At 70.6% G+C, this 19641-nt stretch carries 13 protein-coding genes; 7 read left to right on the plus strand and 6 right to left on the minus strand.

Features of this window, described 5'->3' with window-relative positions:
• Positions 1 to 398 precede the first annotated feature (398 nt).
• A complete protein-coding gene (locus ABEA87_RS40245) occupies positions 399 to 2603 on the plus strand; it encodes an NPCBM/NEW2 domain-containing protein (RefSeq protein ID WP_345638938.1) in 2205 nt (734 codons plus the stop codon).
• 61 nt (positions 2604 to 2664) lie between these two features.
• Here the strand turns inward: ABEA87_RS40245 and ABEA87_RS40250 are convergent, their stop codons facing one another.
• Entirely contained in the window at positions 2665 to 3501 is an 837-nt protein-coding gene (locus ABEA87_RS40250; RefSeq protein WP_345638940.1) for a DUF4352 domain-containing protein, read from the minus strand.
• A 196-nt stretch (positions 3502 to 3697) separates the two neighbouring features.
• Between ABEA87_RS40250 and ABEA87_RS40255 the strand changes: the two genes are divergently transcribed.
• From ABEA87_RS40255 to ABEA87_RS40270, 4 genes are all read left to right on the plus strand, one after another.
• Positions 3698 to 4225, plus strand: a complete 528-nt coding sequence (locus ABEA87_RS40255; RefSeq protein ID WP_345638942.1) for an SET domain-containing protein — start codon at positions 3698 to 3700, stop codon at positions 4223 to 4225.
• A gap of 99 nt (positions 4226 to 4324) precedes the next feature.
• The gene (locus ABEA87_RS40260; protein WP_345638944.1) at positions 4325 to 6412 is read left to right on the plus strand and encodes a DUF6351 family protein; all 2088 of its coding nucleotides are present in this window, start codon (positions 4325 to 4327) and stop codon (positions 6410 to 6412) included.
• A gap of 70 nt (positions 6413 to 6482) precedes the next feature.
• Complete coding sequence (locus tag ABEA87_RS40265; protein ID WP_345638947.1) at positions 6483 to 7223, plus strand: NRDE family protein; 741 nt, start codon at positions 6483 to 6485, stop codon at positions 7221 to 7223.
• A 148-nt stretch (positions 7224 to 7371) separates the two neighbouring features.
• Positions 7372 to 10206, plus strand: a complete 2835-nt coding sequence (locus ABEA87_RS40270; RefSeq protein ID WP_345638949.1) for a PKD domain-containing protein — start codon at positions 7372 to 7374, stop codon at positions 10204 to 10206.
• A gap of 22 nt (positions 10207 to 10228) precedes the next feature.
• On the opposite strand, the gene ABEA87_RS40275 is transcribed toward ABEA87_RS40270, so the two are convergent.
• Entirely contained in the window at positions 10229 to 11041 is an 813-nt protein-coding gene (locus tag ABEA87_RS40275; RefSeq protein WP_345638952.1) for a hypothetical protein, read from the minus strand.
• A 115-nt stretch (positions 11042 to 11156) separates the two neighbouring features.
• On the opposite strand from ABEA87_RS40275, the gene ABEA87_RS40280 reads away from it, so the two are divergent.
• On the plus strand, positions 11157 to 12833 hold the full coding sequence (locus ABEA87_RS40280) for a serine hydrolase domain-containing protein (protein WP_345638954.1): 1677 nt from the start codon (positions 11157 to 11159) through the stop codon (positions 12831 to 12833).
• An 87-nt stretch (positions 12834 to 12920) separates the two neighbouring features.
• Here ABEA87_RS40280 and ABEA87_RS40285 read toward each other — a convergent pair whose 3' ends face one another.
• The 3 genes from ABEA87_RS40285 to ABEA87_RS40295 all read right to left on the minus strand — a co-directional run bounded on the left by ABEA87_RS40285 (position 12921) and on the right by ABEA87_RS40295 (position 16708).
• Entirely contained in the window at positions 12921 to 13949 is a 1029-nt protein-coding gene (locus ABEA87_RS40285) for an ABC transporter permease (RefSeq protein WP_345638956.1), read from the minus strand.
• 89 nt (positions 13950 to 14038) lie between these two features.
• The gene (locus tag ABEA87_RS40290) at positions 14039 to 15586 is read right to left on the minus strand and encodes a sugar ABC transporter ATP-binding protein (protein WP_345638958.1); all 1548 of its coding nucleotides are present in this window, start codon (positions 15584 to 15586) and stop codon (positions 14039 to 14041) included.
• A gap of 3 nt (positions 15587 to 15589) precedes the next feature.
• Complete coding sequence (locus ABEA87_RS40295; protein ID WP_345638960.1) at positions 15590 to 16708, minus strand: substrate-binding domain-containing protein; 1119 nt, start codon at positions 16706 to 16708, stop codon at positions 15590 to 15592.
• 966 nt (positions 16709 to 17674) lie between these two features.
• Between ABEA87_RS40295 and ABEA87_RS40300 the strand changes: the two genes are divergently transcribed.
• Positions 17675 to 19132, plus strand: a complete 1458-nt coding sequence (locus ABEA87_RS40300) for a hypothetical protein (RefSeq protein ID WP_345638962.1) — start codon at positions 17675 to 17677, stop codon at positions 19130 to 19132.
• On the opposite strand, the gene ABEA87_RS40305 is transcribed toward ABEA87_RS40300, so the two are convergent.
• Positions 19119 to 19637: a hypothetical protein gene (locus tag ABEA87_RS40305; protein ID WP_345638964.1), complete on the minus strand. Its 519-nt coding sequence runs from the start codon at positions 19635 to 19637 to the stop codon at positions 19119 to 19121. The genes ABEA87_RS40300 and ABEA87_RS40305 overlap by 14 nt on opposite strands.
• Positions 19638 to 19641 lie beyond the last annotated feature (4 nt).

Consider the following 19641-nt stretch of genomic DNA (forward strand, 5'->3'; position numbering starts at 1 on the left):
GGTGTTCACCGCCGGCCGCCGCTGTGTCGGCGTCCCCGGCACCGGCCGGTGGCCGCCGCCGTGCCAACGGCCGGCCACCTCCTTCGCCCCGGGCCCCCGTTGTCGGGTGGCCGGCCGGCGCCCGCCCCGCGTGTGCGGCCCGTCGAACGACCATAAACCCACGCGCGGTTGAGTGGTTGTTAGCCCTTGTGTCGAGGAAAGTTAGATGTTTATGTTTATAACTGCGTGCTCCGCGGGCATGGGCGACAAGCGGCCATGGCAGCCGCCGGCGGCATCGGACGACTGATCTGGGTCGACGCGTGGCGTCACACGCGCCGAGCCGGACCGGGCGTTAAGGCGCACGGTCGCGCCCGCCCGCGTGGCTTCGCGCCATTCCGCTCGCTCGCGAAAGGGTCGCCATGCGAAGAACCGCGAAGCGTCCGTCTCCCCCACCCGTCGCCGCCAGGTCCGTCCCCGACCGATCCGCACCATCCGCACCATCGACGCTATCCACCCCCGCTGCCTCCGGGACGCGCCCGCCGTCCCACCCGCAACCCCGCCCCCAGTCCCGCCCGGCCGGCCGGCCACGCCGGCTGCTGTCCGCCGCCACCGGGCTCGTCCTGGGCGCTACCGCGCTGGCCGGCGGGGTGGCCGGCATCACCGTCGACTCGGTACGGCCCGCTCCCGCGCTGGCTCTCGACAACGGGCTGGCCCGCACGCCTCCGATGGGCTTCAACGACTGGAATGCCTTCGGCTGCAACGTCAGCGAACAGCTCATCAAGCAAACCGCCGACTTCTTCGTCTCCTCCGGCCTCAAGGCCGCCGGATACCAGTACGTCAACATCGACGACTGCTGGATGACGCACACCCGCGACCCGCAGACCGGCCGCCTCGTGCCCGACCCGGTGAAGTTCCCGGACGGCATCTCCGGCACCGCCGACTACGTCCACTCGCTGGGGCTCAAGCTCGGTATCTACGAGGACGCGGGCACCGCCACCTGCGCCGGGTACCCGGGGAGCCTCGGCCACGAGACCGTGGACGCGCAGACCTTCGCCGACTGGGGCGTTGACTACCTCAAGTACGACAACTGCAACAACGCCGGGAGCACCACCCAGCAGCAGTACATCACGCGGTACACCACCATGCGCGACGCGCTGGCCGCCACCGGCCGGCCGATCGTCTACTCGCTGTGCGAGTGGGGCGTCAACCAGCCCTGGACCTGGGGGGCCGACGTCGGCAACCTGTGGCGCACCACCGGCGACATCTCCGACAACTGGAACAGCCTGAAGTCCATCATCGAGCAGAACCTGCCGCTGTACCCGGACGCCAAGCCCGGCGCGTTCAACGACCCGGACATGCTGGAGGTCGGCAACGGCGGGATGACCGACACCGAGTACCGCACCCACTTCGCCATCTGGTCGATGCTGTCGGCCCCGCTGCTGATCGGCACCGATCTGCGCAAGGCCAGCGCCGCCACGATGGCCATCCTGACCAACAAGAACCTCATCGCCGTCGACCAGGACCCGTTGGCCAAGCAGGCCGTGCCGATCAGCGACAGCGACGGGCACGTCGTGCTGGCCAAGCCGCTGAGCAACGGTGACATGGCGGTGGCGCTGTACAACGAGAACGACGTGGCGGCCCGGATCGGTACCACCGCCGCGGCGGCCGGCCTGACGAAGGCTCCCGCCTACACCGAACTCGACCTGTGGCAGAACACCACCACCGAGACCGCCGGCACGATCAGCGCCGTGGTACCCGCGCACGGCACGGTCGTGTACCGCATCGCCAAGGCGGGTGCCACCTGGTCGGCCAGCCCGCCCGCCACCGACCTGGGCATCGACCTGCCGGATGCCGCGCAGACCGCCTCCCAGTTGCTGGTCAAGCCGGATCAGCCGATCGCGGTCACCACCAACCTCACCGACCACGGCCGCGCGCCGGCGACCGAGCCCGCGGTGACCCTGACCGCTCCGGCCGGCTGGGGCATCGCGATCAAGTCCAGCCCGACCGGTGCGGTGCTGGCCACCGATCGACCGCTCACGACACAGTGGACGGTCACGCCGCCGGCCGGGACGCCGCCCGGCAGCTACCAGTTCACCGCGACCGCGGTGTACGGCTGGAAGGCCGGCACCTGGCTCACCACGAGCAGTACCGTGTCGTTCCTGATCGCCACCCCACCGGCAGCCGGCACCCACTACCTGTCGGACCTGACCTGGCTGTCGGCGAACAACGACTGGGGCCCGGTGGAGAAGGACACCAGCAACGGTGAACAGCCGGCCGGCGACGGCACGACCATCACCATCAACGGCGCCACGTACGCCAAGGGGCTGGGCACCAACGCGCCCAGCGAAATCGACTACTACCTCGCCGGCGCCTGCGACAGCGTCACCACCGACGTCGGGATCGACGACGAGAAGGACGGCAGCGACGCGGACGCGAGCTTCCAGATCTACGCCGACGGCAAGAAGGTTGCCGACAGCGGACCGATGACGGCCGCAGACCCGGCGGTGCATCTCGCCGCCGACGTGACCGGCGCGCAGCTGCTGCGCCTGGTCGTGGACGACGACGGCAGCCCGGACAGCGACCACGGCGACTGGGCCGGCGCCCAGCTCACCTGCCAGAGCTGAAAGGCACAGGCGGCCGGCCCCGCCGGGGGCCGGCCGCCGCGTCGAACCCGGCGCGTGCGGGTCAGTCGAGCAGCACCAGCGCGCCGGCGGACAGCAGTTCCTCACGCAGGTGGACGGCGTGGAGCCGCTGACCCTTCGGGATGTCGAAGACCAGCACGCCGGTGACCGAGGCGCCGGGAGCGATGGGTTTCTCCCACGCCTCAAGGTTGCCCTTGAGCATCAGGTCGGCCTCCATGGCCTCCCCGTACTGGTGTCCGTCCGGCCCGTACGCCTCCTGGAAGAGACTGAAGACTTCCTTGGAGGCGGTCCCGACGTTCGTGACGCGCAGGTGTATCTCGGCGAACTGGCCATGGGCGACGGCGGTCAGCGTCGTGCCGATCCGGCTCGCGCCATAGTCGACCGAGGCGACGACGAACTCGAGCGATCCGTCCCGGATCGGCTGCCCGATGTGGACCGGGGGGCCGAGCGAGCCGTGGATGAGCGGCGGAAGCGACGGCAGCGCCGGCAGGACCAGCGCCGGCGGTTGCGACGCCAGCGCCGGCTGCGGGCCGAGGATCGCGTCCGGCTCCTCCCGGTACCGGTGGCCGATGAGGCCGACGGTGAGCGCGACGGCCACAACCGCCACGAGGATTGTCAGGCGTCCCACGGGGGATCGCCGCGGCTGCCCGAACGGCTGCGGGAAGGCCTGCTGCGCATACGGCGACTGCTGCGCATACGGCGGCTGCGGGAACGGCGGCGGCTGCGGGAACGGCGGTATCGGTCGCGCCACCGGCGGCGGCGTCAGCCACCCGTCGTCGCTTCGCCAGCCGTCATCGCTCCGCCAGCTGTCGTCGCTCCGCCAGCTGTCGTCGTAGCTGTCGTCCGGCCCCGGAGTGGAATCCCCCGATGTCTCGTTCACGCGGACATCATGTCACCGACCGCCAAACCAGTTACCGCGCTGGATGAGAACGGTATCCGCCGGGTCGTCGGTGCCCGGCCACCCGAACCGCTGGCGTCGTCCCGCGCCTTCTTTTACAGTCGTACCAGCCGGAAACGGCGGGCGACGGGGCTGTCCCGCTCGTGCCGCGGTCACCTCGTGCGAGGAGGTGCGCGCGTTGGAGGATCCGCTAGCCGAGTGCTGGCTGCACTCCGGCGTCGAGGTCGGCCCGTCGCCGATCGCCGGACTCGGACTCTTCGCCCGCGTGCCCATCCGGGCCGGAACGGCGGTCTCCCGGCTCGGCGGCCGGCTGGTTACCTGGCAGCGGCTGCGGGAACTGTTCGCGGCCGCCGCGCGGGACCCGCGACGCCCCTACATCGACACCATCGCCGTCACCGAGGACGTGAACCTCGTGCTTCCGCCCGGCAGCCCCAACGGCTACGGCAACCACGGCTGCGACCCGAACCTCTGGTGGGTCGACGCCTACACCCTGGTGGCGCGTCGCCGCATCGAGCGCGGCGAGGAGCTCACCAACGACTACGCGACCAGCACCGCGAGCCCCGACTTCCGGATGGCGTGCCGGTGCGGCTCCGTCCTCTGCCGGGGCACCATCACCGGGGACGACTGGCGACTGCCACAGCTGAGAGAAATGTACGGGAATCACTGGGTACCGGCGCTGGTTGCCCGCATACACGAATCCGCCTGACCCGCCGCATATCCGCTATTCACCATCGACGGCAGACTATCGACAGGAATGTTGCCCGGTCGTAGGGTCGCAGGGAGCGACTCGAGAGGGAGCCCCCCGATGAGACGATCCGCCGGCGTCGTCGCCGTTGCCGCCCTATCCTGCATCGCCTTGACCGGGCCGGCCGCGCCGGCCCTCGCCGCCCCGGACTCGCACTCCGATCGGCTGGCCGTCACACCGGTGTCCAACCCGCGCCCGACCCTGGTCAGCGGCGGAGACATCCTCGTCCGGGTCACCGGCTCCGGCGGCGCTCCGGCGCTGGCGGTCGACGGCAGGTCCAACAAGGCGGTGCCACACCGCCAACCCGACGGCTCGTGGCTGGTCCTGGTCACGGGCATGGCCGGCGGCCGGCACCGGGTCACCGCCGTGCGCGGTCACCAGCGGGCGGACGTGACCGTGGACAACCACAGCGTCAATGGACCAATATTCGCCGGCACGCAACAACTACCCTTTATTTGTCAGACCGAAGCCTTCGGGCTTCCGGCCGCCACCCCGCCCAACTGCGCGGCGCCCACCCAGGTCTCGTACCTGTACAAGAACGCCGCCGGCGCGTTCCTGCCCCTGACCGACCCGGCCTCGCGCCCGGCCGACCTGGCCACCGCGCGGGTGGGCGGCCGCACGGTGCCGTACATCGTCCGGCTCGAGCAGGGCACCATCGACCGGGCGGTCTACCAGATCGCCGCCCTCTACGACGGCACCGGTCCGGTGCCGTGGCGGCAGGACGCGAGCTGGAACGGGAGGCTGGTCTACACCTTCGGCGGCGGCTGCGACGCGGGCTTCCACCAGGGCACCTCGACCGGTGGGGTGGTCAACGACCTGTTCCTGGCGCAGGGTTACGCGGTCGCGTCGTCGACGCTGAACGTGCTGGACAACAACTGCAGCCCCATCATCTCCGCCGAGGCCGCGATGATGGTCAAGGAGCACTTCATCGAGGTGTACGGGCCGGTCGCGCACACGATCGGCTGGGGTGGCTCCGGTGGCGCGATCCAGCAGTACGACATCGCCGACGCGTACCCGGGCATCCTCGACGGGATCGTGCCCGGCGTCTCGTTCACCGACCCGTTCACCACGACCGGACCGGTGGCCGACTGCCGGCTGCTGGACAGCTACTTCGCCGCGGCCGGCGGCGCGTTCACCGCCGCGCAGCAGCAGGCCGTCTCCGGCTACCGCTCCTACGACACGTGCCGGTCCTGGGACGCCACGTTCGCCAGCCGGATCACCGCGACCGGAAGCTGCGACTCGTCGATCCCGGTGTCGCTGCGCTGGGACCCGGTCACCAACCCGACCGGGGTCAAGTGCTCCGCGGCCGAGCAACTGGTCGACCAGCTCGGCCGGAACCCGCGCACCGGCTTCGCCAACAGCCCGGTGGACAACACCGGCGTCCAGTACGGCCTCGCGGCCCTGCTCGGCGGGCAGATCAACGCGCAGCAGTTCGCCGACCTCAACGCCAACATCGGCGGCTTCGACTACACCGGCCGTCCGGTGCCGCAGCGCAGCCAGGCCGATTCGCGGGCGCTCGCCGCGTCCTACCGGGACGACCTGGTCAACAGCGGCGGGCTCGGGCTGGCCGACACCCCGGTCATCGACCAGCGCATCGACCTCGACCTGGCCGGCTTCGGCAACGACATCCACACCACCGAGTGGTCGTACATCATGCGGGCCCGGATGAGCGCCGCCGGTACCGCGGCCAATCAGGTCATCATCGAGAACAATGTGGCCACCGCGGCGGCGGCCAGCGTGTACGAACTCGCCGCCATGGACCGCTGGCTGACCGCCATCGACGCGGACCGCTCTCACCGGTCGCGCTCGGCGAAGGTGCGCATGGACCGGCCGGTCGACGTGTCGGACGGCTGTTTCCGCGACGACGGGACGCTGATCCACGAACGGTTGTCGTACGGCGGCTCCGGTCAGTGCGCCAGCCTGTTCCCGGTCGCCTCGAACACCCGGCTGGTCTCCGGTGCGCCACTGTCCATGCCGGTGCTCAAGTGCGCGCTGCGGCCGCTGAACTTCGGCGACTACCCGGTGGCGTTCACCGCCGCGCAGAAGGCGGAGCTGCGCTCCGCGTTCCCGACCGGGGTGTGTGACTACCGGCGGCCCGGCCCGCAGCAGCAGCGCCCGGCCGGGGTGTGGCTCACCTACGGCGGGTGACTCCGGGCACTCTCGGGGGGCGCGGGCGAGCGGCCCGGCGCCCCCCGAGGTCCGCGTAGGCTGAGTTCTCGTGTGCACCGTCCTGCTGAGGTTCGCGCCGGGTGCGGCCTGGCCACTGCTGCTGGCGGCCGTGCGAGACGAGTTCGTCGACCGGTCGTGGGACCCTCCGGGCCGGTACTGGGAGGATCGGCTGCTCGGCGGGCGCGACCGGAGCGCCGGCGGCACCTGGCTGGCGGTCGACCCGTCCGGGCCGGGCGTGGCCGCGGTGCTCAACGGGGTGCGGCTGCCCCGCCCGGCCGGGGACGACCGGCCCACCCGGGGCACGCTCCCGCTGGACGCGCTGCGGCGCCGGGTTCCGGAGGGCGACGGGTACGACGGCTTCCACCTGGTCCGCGGCACGCCGCGTGAGGTGCGGGTGTGGTCGTGGGACGGGCGGCGGCTGTGGGAGCGGTCGCTGCCGCCGGGCGACCACATCATCGTCAACCGGGGCGTCGGGTACGACGACGAGCCGACGGTGGCGCATTTCCTGCCGCTGCTGCGCGCGATGGGCGAGGTCGGTGGCGCGGCGGATTCCGGCGAGCTGGCCGGCCTGTCCACCGTGGACTTCTGGGGCGACTGGGTGCGGCTGCTCGGTGGCGACGGGCTCGATCCGGCCGACCCGAGGGCGCTGTTGGTGGGGCGCGCGTTCGCGGGGCGGGACTACGGCTCCACGTCGGCCAGCCTGGTCGCGCTCGGCGATGGTCGGGCGCGGTACGACTTCTGCGCGGCACCACTGGGCGCCGCCCGCTGGTCCCGGATCTGGCCTGAATAGAGGTAGCTCCAACCGTTCGGGCGATCCGGCGGATCATCCGCACGGCGGCATCCTGTGGTGCTCGCCGATCAGTAGGATCCCGCGTTGGCGGGGGATCGGGGACGTGACAGCGCTACCGAGCGGCCTCCGCCCGATCCGAGGAGGCACCGTGCGTCCGTCCCGTCGATTACTGGCGCTCGCTTTGATGCTGGTGGCGACCACAACCCTGGTGGCACCGGCTGCGGCAGCGTCCGCCGACCCACCGTCCACCGTGTACGTGAACTCCGGCGTCACGTGCGACGACTCCGGTTCCGGTACCGAGGACCTGCCGTTCTGCAACCTTCAGCCCGCCGCCGACCAGGCGGTCGCGGGGCAGACCATCGTGGTCGCCCCTTCGCCAGCGGAGTACGGGTCGGTGACCATCTCGCGCTCGGGGACGCCTGGCGCGCCGATCACGTTCACCTCCATCGGCAAGCAGAAGCCCGTCCTGCTCGGCGCCGTCAGCCTCGCCGGCGTGCACGACGTCACGTTCTCCGGGATCCAGGTGATCGGCCTTGGCGGCACGGCCGCCATCGGGGTGACCGGCTCGACCGACGTGACGATCGACCGGGCGCTCCTGCAGCCGGCGAGCGGAAACACCGCGGCGAGCGGCGTCACCATCGACGGCGACTCGTCCGGCGTAACGGTGTCAAAGAGTGAGATCCAGGGGTTCCAGGGCCCGATCGTTCGGGTCGACCCGGGCGCCTTACACGTCACGGTGACCACCAACGTCCTACAGGCTCACGGATCCGGGGGCGTGGCGATTCACGGTGCGGTGGACGCCGCGGTCACCGGCAACGCGTTCACCGCCGGATGTGGCGGCTACATCACCATCGACGGCGGGGCCTCGGCGACGGTGGAGAACAACGTGTCCAACGTCACAACGGGGACCGGCTGTCCGTCGCCGACCGTAGGGCTTTCGGTAGACGCCGACTCAGCGGCCGGCGTGCACGCCGACTACAACGCGTACCGCACGTTGGCCCCGGCGGTCGAGGATGACTGGGGCGGCACAACCTACCCGACCGCCGCCGCCTTCCAGACGGCCACCGGGCAGGGAGCGCACGACCTCGATCTGAGCACGGCCGCGGGGTCCATACCTCCGGAGAACTCACCGCTGCTCGACTCGGCGGACGCGAACGCACCCGGCGAACTGTCCACGGACTTCAACGGCAACCCGCGGGCCGATGACCCGCTGGTGGCCGACACCGGCATCGGGACGCCGGCAGCGGACCGGGGCCCGTACGAGCGGCAGGATCTGATTGGCCCGGTCGTCGCGATGACTCCGGTGGAGGGTCTGGCGCCGCTGGCCACGACGTTCAAGGTCACCTCGAGCGGCACCAGCCCCTGGAACGAGCCGGTCTCCTACACGGTGGACTTCGGCGACGGCGGTGGCAGCATGCCGGTGGCGTCGGGCGATGTCCTTTCCCACACGTACCGGACCCCGGGCGTGTACACCGAGACCACGACCGCCGCCGACACCGGCGGCACCCGGTCAACCGCCACGCAGACGGTGACGGTCGGCACCGTCGCTCCGCCGAAGGTCACCATGGCCCTGGGAGCGGAGACGTTCACGAATCCGGCGCTCGGCCAGACCGAGATCCTGCCGGGTTATGCGGGCGGGACGGTCACCGTCTCGGAACCCTGGGAGGTGAGCAGCGCGGTGATCGACTGGGGCGACGGCGCCACCTCTGACCTCGCCACGGATACCGCCACCATCTCGATCAGCCACGGGTACTCGGTCGTGGGCAGCTACCCCGTCACGCTGACGGTGACGGACCGGCTCGGCCGCGTCTCGACGGCCAGCGGCACGGCGACCGCGGGAGACGCCTTCTCACGCACCGTCGACGATCCGAAGCGGGTCTACGACAGCCGCAGCGGTGGTGGGGTCGACAAGGTGCCGGCCGGTGGGGTTGTGAAGCTGTCTCTCGACCAGCTCAACGCCGGGTTCGGCGAGGCGGACGGCGCGCTGGTGAACGTGACGGTGACCAACGCGAAGTCCTCCGGGTTCATCGCGGTGTACCCCGACGGCACCCCCACCCCGACCACCTCCAATGTGGACTACGCGGCCGGGCAGACCGTGGCCAACCACGCCCTCGCGTTGGCCGGCGGCGACGGCATCGTGGACTTCTACAACCACAGCACCGGACCCGTCGACCTCATCGTGGACACCTACGGCTTCCAGACCCACGGAGAGGTCGGGGACACCTACCAGCCCGCCGGCCCCGTCCGGGTGCTGGACACCCGCAGCGGCCTGGGCGCTCCGGCCGGCGCGGTCGCCTCGAAGGACACCGTCACCTTCCAGGTCGCCGGCACCAACGGCGTACCGGCCGACGCCGCCGAAGTGGTGATGAACCTGACCGCCACCGACACCAAGTCCGCCGGGTTCCTCACCGCGTACGCCCACGGCACCACGCGACCGGGCATCTCCAACGCCGACTGGACCACCGGCCAGACCGCCTGTTCCCTGGTCGTGATTCCACTGACCGACGGCAAGGTCACGCTCTACAACTCCGGACCCGGCACCGCCGACTTCCTCGCCGACCTGGTCGGCTACTACAACCAGTACGGCGACGCGTCGGTCTTCCTACCGTCTGCGCCGCAGCGGCTGCTGGACACCCGATCCGGGCTCGGGTCCAATGGTCAGATCGCGAAACTGCAACCGGGTCAGACCATCACCCTGCCGGTCGCCTCACACGTCAACGCCCCGGCCGCCGGAGTCTCCGCCGTCGAAATCAACCTGACCACCACCAACGAATCCTCCCCCGGCTACATCACCGCCTACCCGCACGGCGCCGCGCGACCGACCACGTCCAGTGTGGACTTCGCCGGCGGCCAGACTGTGGCGAACATGGCCATCGTCCCGGTCGGCGCCAACGGATCCATCGACCTCTACAACGGCGGCGGAGCAACCGTCGACCTGCTCGTGGACCTCTACGGCGGCTACTACCAGTACCCGTCGAACTGACGGCACGGTCGCGACCGGTGGGTCAGCGGGGTGCCGGCTCCACCAGGCCGGTATCCCAGATCCACTGGTCGCGACCGACGTCGACGGTCGTCCCGCACCGGTACCGCAGGAGGTCGTGCGCCGCCTCGCGGCTCAACTCCGGGTGGTCGATCGGCCGCCGGTGGCCGGCGTCGACGTTGTAGTACAGCCGCCCGTCCGCCCAGTAGTCGCGCCGAAAATCCGTGCCCCACTGGGAGTTGCTTCCCCAGGCGTGGGACAGGTCGAGCACCGGACGGTGATGCCGCCGCCACGCCCAGTACAGAGTGGACCGTTCGGCGACCTCGGGTACCAGCCGGTTGGCTCCGGCCCGAACCATCACGCCGGCCCGAGTCACCAGCATCGACCCGGCGAACAGACCGGGCCACCGCTGCCCCACCAGCCGTACGGGCTCGTCGGGGTCACCGGCCGGAAGCACCTCCACGATCTCATGGAGGAACGGGTGGAACTCCTCCTCCTCGATCCGGCGGCAGCCCAGCGCCGCACCGAACGCCCCGTAGCCGGGGTGGGGCCGGACCGAGCCCACCGGGCCCGGGTCGCCGGTGACGGGCGGCGCGATCAGCAGGTCCAGCACCCTGCTCAGCACGTACAGGGTCTCCAGCGGCGTGTGGTGGGTCGGATCCCTGGGAACGACGACCGACCTGTTGTCCGCGTGTCCGATCCGGTGCAGCTCCGCGACGGCCGGCGCGTTCGCCTCGACCCACGGCAGCAGCACGTCGCCCTCCCACCCGCCCGGGTCGGATTCGCGCAGCGCGTCGAACAGCCCCCGCCACCGCTGCCAGCTTGCCCGATCGAACACGCCGCCCCCATCGATTGATCCCTCTGCTCGCGGTACCGCGCGGGCGCCCGGCGTCCGGTTCGTCCGCGCCGTCGGGTATACCTTAATGATCAATGAATCCTGGGGAGGAAACCGCATGACCGGAGTACGCCGTCGTTCCTTCATGAAACTGGCCGGCGCGGCGGGCGTCGCGGCCGGCGCGGCGGGGGTCGCCTCGGCGCTGGCACCCGCCGGCCGGGCCGCCGCGATGCCCTGGCCGCCCGGCAGCGGCACCGCCGGCTCGCTGCGCCAGCAGGTGCACATGTCCGGGCCGGCCTCGCCGGGCATGGACAGTTTCGACGACACCATGGTCAGTTTCATGGAGGACCGCCGCATCACCTCCGGGTCGCTCGCGGTCACCACGGGCGGGAGGCTCGTCAAGGCGACCGGCTACAGCGTCAACTACGGCCTACAGGAGCCAGAGCCGTGGCAGCTGATCCAGCCGAGCACCCTGTTCCGGGTCGCGAGCATCAGTAAGCCGATCACGGCGACCGCGATCAGCCGCCTGGCGCAGGACGGCCGGCTGGACCTGAACCAGCCGATCGGGCAGCTGGTCGACCTGACCCCGCCGCCCGGACAGACCGCCGACTCTCGACTGGCCCAGACCACGATCCGCCGGGTGCTGCAGCACCTCGGCGGCTTCGGCGACCCAACGGTCACCGGCTTCGACCCGATGCTCGCCGACCGGACCATCAGCCAGTTCTTCGGTACCCCGCTGCCGGTCAGCCAGCAGCAGATCATCGAGTACAACTCCGGACGGCCGTTGACCCACGCACCGGGTACCGCCTACGGCTACAGCAACTACGGGTACATGCTGCTCGGGCGGGTCATCGAGGCGATCACCGGCCAGTCCTACGGCGACTATGTCCAGCAGGCGGTGCTGGGCCCGTTGGGCATCACCGACATGCGCCTCGGCCGCACCGCGGCGGATCTGGCGCTGCCGACCGAGTCGCCCTATTACGACCCGAAGACCGCGGTCACCGTGCTCGACCCGTCGGGCACGATCGTGCCCACCCCGTACGGCGGCGAGTTCAACCTGGAGAACCACAACGCCAACGGCGGTTGGCTGGCCACCGCGGTGGACCTGGTGCGCTTCGCCACCATCTTCGACCTGCCGGCCGGCACCAACGTGCTCAACCAGGCGTCGGTCACCGCGACGTTCGCGAAGCCGGAGACCGGGGTCAACGCCGACGGGTGGTACTACGGCTACGGCTGGGACGTGCGGCCGACCGCGGGTGGCGTCGGGTACAACTCCTGGCACAACGGGGCCCTCGACGGCACCTGGACGTGGCTGGTGCGCACGTACAACGGGTGGAGCTGGGCGGCGCTGTTCAACCAGCGCGACGACCCCTCGGACCCGACCGGGTCGACGTACTCGGCCATCGACTCGGCGCTGTGGACGGCGGCCGACGCGGTGACCTCCTGGCCGACCGGCGACCTGTTCCCGCAGTACTTCTCGGGTCCCGTGGGCGCGGTGAGCACGCCGGTGGGTCAGCTCATCGCGGCCCAGGCACTGGGTGCGTGCAACGACCTCGGCGCGAACGTCACGGTCACCGTGACGGCCGGCATGCCGAGCACCTCCTACACGGTCAACGGCGGCGGGATCAGCACCCCCGTCACGTTCCGCACCGGAGCGAAGGGCAACGGCAGCGCGGTGGTGACCAACGTGAAGCCGCCGGTCGGCTGGACCGGTTCCGCGCCCATCACGGTGAGCGCGGCCGGCAAGACGGGTACCGTCAACGCCTCGATCGCCTGCGCCGACCCGCGCGGATAGTCACCGGCACGGTCCCGACCACACCACGGACGGCCGCCCCACGCGGGGCGGCCGTCCGGTCTTCGCAGCCCGGGCGTCGATGAGGGTTCAGCGGCGCCCGCGCCCGAAGTAGCTGGCTCTCAGGCGGTCGAGCAGGATCGCGACGCCGAGCACACCGCCCTGCACGACCTGCTGGTAGTAAGGGCTGACGTGCAGCGCCAGCAGCCCGTTGGCGATGAACTCCAGCAGGATCGCGCCGGCTGCGATGCCGGTGATGCGGCCCTCGCCGCCGAACAGGGACACGCCGCCGACCACGGCCGCGGCGATGGCGATGAGTTCCCAGCCGGCGCCCACGGAGGGGTCGGCGACGTTCATCCGGCCGATGACCAGGACACCGACGACGGCGGCGAGCACCGAGCTGGCGACGTAGGTGGCCACTATCCGGCGGCGCACCGGGATTCCGGCCAGCCGGGCGGCCTCCCGGTTGCCGCCGACCGCGTAGATCTGCCGGCCGACGTACGTGCGCTCCATGACGAACCAGGCGATGAGCACCACCGCGACGAAGAACAGCGCCGGCACCGGCACCCGATCGATGTAGTAGGCGCTGAGGTTGCCGAACACCGACGAGATGCCGTTGATGGGGGTACCGCTGGTGATGGCCAGCGAGAGTCCCTGCGCGACGGTGTACGTCACCAGCGTGATGACGAACGGCGGCACGTTCAGCCGGGTGACCATGGTCCCGTGCCAGAGCCCGACGGCGGCGCAGACGACCACGGTGAGCAGGATCGCCACCCCGGCCGGCATGCCCTGGTTCACGTTGAACCAGGCGGCGAGGATGCCGGCCAGGCCGGCCAGCGCGCCGACGGACAGGTCGATGCCGCCGGTCATGATGACCAGCGACTCGCCGACCGCCAGGATGCCCACCTGGGCCAGGTCCCGCCCCATCACCTGCAGGTTGCCCGTGCTGGAGTAGGTCGGTGCCTTGGCGGCGATGATGGCGAAGACGACCACGCAGGCGATGATGACGCCGGCCTCCGGCGACTCGGCGAGCCTGCGCGCCAGGCGGCCCACGGTGGAGGAGGCCGCTTTCGCCGGCGGCGTGGTCTCCTTCGGGACGAGCGTGTTCTGCGCGCTCATGGTGCGGCTCCGTTCCTCACGGTGGTCTGGCCTCACGATGGTGGATTCTCACGATGCTCGGATCTCACGGTGGTCAGGTCACACGGTGGTCAGGTCGCGGCGTCCGGGCTGTGACCGGTGCCGGCGGCGGCGGTCATGATGCGTTCCTTGGTGGCACTTGCGTGGTCGAAGACGGCGACGATCCGGCCGTGGTTCATCACCGCTATCCGGTGACAGATCGACAGCAGCTCCTCCAGTTCCGAGGAGGCCACCAGCACCGCCGTCCCGTCGTTCGCGGCCCGGTCGATCAGGTCGTAGATCTCCGCCTTCGCGCCCACGTCGACCCCGCGGGTCGGCTCGTCGAGCAGCAGCAGCCGAGGCCGCATGGCGAAGGCCCGGCCGAACACCGCCCGCTGCTGGTTCCCGCCGGAGAGCGCGCCGATCGGCTGCTCCACCGACCGCATCCGGACCTTCACGCTCTGCGCGATCCGGTTCGCCTCCTCGCGCTGGCGACGGGTGCCGAGCAGGCCGCCGGTGCTGATGCGCTTGAGGATGGAGACCGTGACGTTGGCGCGGATCGGCGCGAACGTCACCAGGGACTGCTCCTTGCGGTCCTCCGGGATCAGCGCGATCCCCGCCGCCGCGCCGTCGCCCGGACCCCGCGGCGCGTACCGCTGCCCGGCCAGCGACAGCTGCCCACCCGTGGCCGGCTGCGCGCCCGCCACCGTGTGGATGAGCCGGCTGCGCCCGGAACCCATCAGCCCGGCCACACCCACGATCTCGCCGGCGTGCACGTCCAGGTCGAGCGGGCCCAGCCCGGCCGCGGTCAACCCGCGTACCCCGAGCACCACCTCGCCCTCCGGCGGGCGGCTCTTGCCCTCGGCGTGCCCGATCTCGCCGCCCACCATCTCCCGGATCAGCCGGTCCTCGGTGGCCTCGGCCGGTTTCAGGTCGGCGACCAGCCGGCCGTTGCGCAGCACGATGACGCGGTGGCTGACCGCGCGCACCTCGTCCAGGCGGTGCCCGATGAACAGCACCGTGCCGCCGCGCTGGGCGAGCTGCCGGGCCAGGCCCAGCACCATCTCGGCCTCGACCGGCCCGAGCGAGGAGGTCGGCTCGTCCAGGATCAGCAGCCGCGGCTCGCGCCCCCACGCCTTGGCGATCTCGATCATCTGACGGGTCGGCACCGGCAGCGTGCGCACCTTACGGTGCACCGGGATCGCCTTCGGCGACAGGCCGATCTCGCGCAGCATCGCCTCGGCCTCGGCCCGCTGAGCCGGCCGGTCCACCAGTACCCGCCGCCGGGACTGCCTCGGCCGCCGACCCAGCAGCAGATTCTCCATCACGGACAGCTGGCCGACGAGCGGGAACTCCTGGGACACCATGGCCACGCCGGCCACGCCGGCGGCCTCGGTCGAGCCCGGAGGCAGCGGCACGCCGTCGATCTCGACGGTGCCGCCGTCCCGGTGCACCGACCCGGCCAGGGTGCCCATCAGCGTGGACTTGCCGGCACCGTTCTCCCCCACCACGCCGATCACCTGGCCGGCGTGCAGGTCCAGGGTCGGCAGGTCGAGCACCCGGACCGGGCCGTACGACTTGTGGACGCCCCGCAGCCGCGCGGTGACCGCGCGGCCGGGGGCACCTTCCGGTACCGTCATCGCTCACCCGATCCCGAGCTGGCTCTCCAGGGCCTGGTACTGGCTCAGGTCGGACTGGGTGAGCAGCCCCACGCCGGAGCTGAGCGTGGTGCCGTCGGTCTCCAGGTACGGCTTGACGATCGCCATCGTGGCGTCCTTACCCAGCACCTTCACCGCGGCCATGATGTACGCGCCGGTGTAGCCCTGCTCGTAGGGCATCTGCACGACGGTGCCGGAGATGACGCCCGAGTTGATGAAGCCGATGGTCTGCGCGTCGGAGTCGTCGGAGATGATGTGCACCTTCCCCGCCTTGCCGGCCGACTGCACCGCCTGCGCCAGCGCCGGACCGTCATACGAGTACACGCCGTACAGCCCGGTGATGTCCGGGTTGTTGGCCAGGATCGTCTCCGCGTCCGAGGTCGCCGTGCTGGCCTGCAGGTTGTCGTTGACCTTCTGCGCCACGGTGATGCTGGAGCCCTTCAGCCCGTCCTCGAAGCCCTGGATCCGCTGGGTGGCGTTGGCCGCGGTCAGCGAACCCACCAGGATGGCCACCTTGCCCTTGCCACCCAGTACCTGCTTCATCGCCTGGCCCGCCTGCAGCCCAGCGGTGTAGTTCGGCGTGCCCAGGTAGAGTCCGGCGGCATCGGTGTCCGGCAGGGGCGAGTCGACCGCCAGCACGAACACGCCCTTGCTCACGTCGTTGTGGATGGTGCCGGCCGCCGAGGTCGGGTCGATCGCCGAGATGGAGTATCCGGTCACCCCCTGCGATTCCAGCGTCTCCAGCTCGGAGGTCTGCTCGGTCAGCTTCCCGTTCGGCGGCGCGAAGTAGGTGCACTTGTTCTTCGCGATCCCCAGGTCGGTGCAGCCCTTCTGGAACCCGACCTGCCCCGCCTTCCAGTAGTCGGCGGCGACGTTGACGACCATCGCGATATTCACGCCGGACAGGTCCTTGCCGGCCATGGCCGACTTCAGCTCCCCGTCGAGCTTGGTGAGGTTGTCCTGATTGAACGCCACCGTGCCCTGCAGCGGCGGGGTGCTCGCCGCCGGCGCGGACCCCGACGAACCACCGGGGTTCTTCGAACACGCAGCGGCGACTACCAGTACGGCGATCGCCGTCGCGACGGCGAGGTACTTCGTCTTCATTGCTGTGCCCTTCTGTATGGGGTGTGACGGGCAGTGGCGAGGCCGGGCCTCGGTCTTCCTCTCCACGAGCTGTTAGCGTTTCGCAACCGGGACGGCCGGCGTGGTGAGCCTCCTTCTCCGATGCTGATGTGCCACACGGGCCTCGACCCATCGATGACTCGACATGGCCTTGTGCAGAGATGTTAGCGATCACATAGATAGTGTCAAGAGCTTGGATGGATGGAGTCCATGGAGCCGCACGAATGGTTCGGGGCCCTGGGATCTCCGGCGGATGGCCGGCGCCGCGACGTGCGACCGCGTCGCGCGGGCGCACCGCGGGACGCACCGCGGGGTGGCACCGCGGGGTGGCACCCGCCCGGGCCCGGTCACACCGGCCCGGAGCCGTCACGCACTGGAGTCACGGACGATTCGGAGGCCCGGGTCAAGGCGCCGCTACCTCGGCCCATGACTAGGAGTAATCGCGGCGAGCCGGCGAAGGTTCCAGTCTCTCCCAGCCATTTAGGTATTTACATTGTTAACGTTCACACTACTCGGGGTGGCGCGGTCACGGACAGGCCGTTGCCGAGCGTTCGGGGTGCCTTACCGCCCGTACAACACGGTGCTCACTCCCTGTTCGGCAGAGGGGGTCAAGTCCTGCGGTAGCGGACGATTGCTAACCTGCTTGGCGGTTCGGGAGTAAAGGACCAGCCGATCGCAGGGAATGATGTGAGCCAGCCACCGCAACACTGGAACCAACCCCAGCCCCCACCGGCGCCCCCGGCACCATACGCGCCACCGCAGTACGGGCAGCCACAGCAACCCCCTGCCGGCCCACCACCTCAGTACGGACCGGCCGTCCAACAGTTCCCCGCCGGCTCGCCACCGCAGTACGGGCAGCCGCAGCAGCCTCCCGCCGGCCCGCCACCGCAGGGTGGCCCGTGGCCCGGTTGGAGCCCGCAGGGCGGTCAGCCCGGAACTCCACCGGGCATGCCGCCCACGCAGGAACCCGGCCAGCAGCGGAAGCTGAGCAGGCGCGGCCTGTTCGGCATCATCGGCGGCGCGGTCGTCGTCGCGGGCGGCGGGTTCTTCGGCGCTCGCGCGCTCGCGGGTGGCGGCTCGGACGACTCGGACGACTTCGCCCCCCTGCCCGGCGCCGCCGCGAACAGCGGGGGAATCTCCACCGACGACGTCAACGCCCTGCTCGGCGTGCTCAATACCGCGCTGACCAAGCGGGACAAGGCGTCGTTCGTCTCCCGGCACACACCCGGCGCGGTGGCCACCCAGGCCGGGAGGATGTTCGACAACATCGGCAAGTTCACCTTCGACAAGCTCGAGTACCAGGTGATCGGCCAGGGCGGCCGGTTGTTCAACGCGGGTGGCGGGGCGTCCTCCGTGAAGATGGACATCGCGCTGGTGCACCAGGTTAGGGGCGTCGACGCGACGCCGCTGCCCGAGTGGTACGAGTGGACTCTGTCCCGCTCGGGCACCGACGCACCGGTCGTCATCACGGCCGTGAACGGGGCGTCGTCGGTCCTGGGAGAGGCCAAGTACGTGTACTACCCGGCGATCTGGGACAGCCCGAAGGACATTGTCGTCATCGAGCGCCCCAACGTCGTGCTCACGGCCGAGACCGCCGCCGACGGCGATCTGCTCAAGAAGAGCGCTGACGTGATCGCCCAAGCGATCGCGACCAACAGGACCGTCTGGAAGCAGGCGGGGGCACCGACGACGGGGCTCGCGCCCGGCGCCTTCATCGTGGGTACCAGCGACCGGGACAAGTTCTACTACTGGTACTCCGGTGAGGCCAACCAGCACGGGAACGAGGCCGCGCTCACGATCCCCGTGCTGAATGCGGACAGCATGGACCAAGACCGGACCGTGACCCAGGTGTTCGGCTCGAGGATCGTCGCCGACCTCACCACGGACTTCTTTCACGCCGGTACCGGCGAAGAGACGGCCCAGGACCTGTTCCAGCACGAGGACACGCACAACATGACGTTCAGCATCATGACGGCGTCCGATCCGAGCATGCCCCTCTGGGTCGTCGAGGGGTTCGCCGACTTCATGGCCACCAGGAGCTACTCGAACCCCCTGCAGAACTACGTCAAGCTGCCCGAGCTGAAGCAGTACGCCACCGTGGGCGACAAGGGCAGGAAGTGGGACGGCAAGTCGTTCCCCAGCAACGACAATGTCTACAGCGACGACCTCGTCGTGGCCGACGGGTGCTACGGCCTCGGCACGATGGTGTTCTACTTCATCGAGCAGAAGTACGGCCTGGACAAGGCGATCGGGTTCGCGGTCGCCAACTACCGGCCGGCCGCGAACGCCAATGGATCCCCCGGCGACGACGACCCAGCGAAGGTCGCCTCGCAGCTACTGGGGATCTCCCTGGACGACCTCCGGACGCAATGGGTGGCATTCGTCCACCAGGTCATCGGCGCGTAGGGCAGGAAGGAACAGCATGACGGCACCGACCGGCCCCCAGAACGGACGCGGCGAGCAGCCAACGACCGGCTACCAGCCTCCGGCCCCCGGGCAGCAGTTCGCACCACCCACCTCGGGCCAGCCCTACCCACAACCCACGTCGGGCCAGCCATACCCGCAACCCACCTCGGGCCAGCCATACGCACAGCCGGCACCGGCACAGCAATTCACCCAGCCCCCGCCCGGCCAGCCCTACCCACAGGCCGCCCCCGGACAGCCATACGCGCAACCGGCGCCCGGCCAGCCATACCCACAGCCGTTCCCGGGACAGCAGTCGTACCCGCAGGCGGCCCCGGGTCAGCCATACCCGCAGCCTGGCCAGCCATACCCGCAGCCGGGCCAGCCATACCCGCAGCCTGGACCGGGGCAGCCCGGACCGGGGCAGCCTGGACCGGGCCAGTGGGGATGGGGCGGCCCGCAGGGGCAGCCACAGGCGGCGCCGGCGCAGCCACGGAAGGGCGGGCACCTCC

The organism is Rugosimonospora acidiphila, from assembly GCF_039543385.1.
Classification (GTDB): domain Bacteria; phylum Actinomycetota; class Actinomycetes; order Mycobacteriales; family Micromonosporaceae; genus Rugosimonospora; species Rugosimonospora acidiphila.

Coding starts and splice junctions, on each gene's coding strand:
- ABEA87_RS40245 (WP_345638938.1), top strand. CDS start 399: ATGCGAAGAACCGCGAAGCGTCCGTCTCCCCCACCCGTCGCCGCCAGG.
- ABEA87_RS40260 (WP_345638944.1), top strand. CDS start 4,325: ATGAGACGATCCGCCGGCGTCGTCGCCGTTGCCGCCCTATCCTGCATC.
- ABEA87_RS40280 (WP_345638954.1), top strand. CDS start 11,157: ATGACCGGAGTACGCCGTCGTTCCTTCATGAAACTGGCCGGCGCGGCG.
- ABEA87_RS40285 (WP_345638956.1), bottom strand. CDS start 13,949: ATGAGCGCGCAGAACACGCTCGTCCCGAAGGAGACCACGCCGCCGGCG.
- ABEA87_RS40290 (WP_345638958.1), bottom strand. CDS start 15,586: ATGACGGTACCGGAAGGTGCCCCCGGCCGCGCGGTCACCGCGCGGCTG.
- ABEA87_RS40295 (WP_345638960.1), bottom strand. CDS start 16,708: ATGAAGACGAAGTACCTCGCCGTCGCGACGGCGATCGCCGTACTGGTA.
- ABEA87_RS40300 (WP_345638962.1), top strand. CDS start 17,675: ATGCCGCCCACGCAGGAACCCGGCCAGCAGCGGAAGCTGAGCAGGCGC.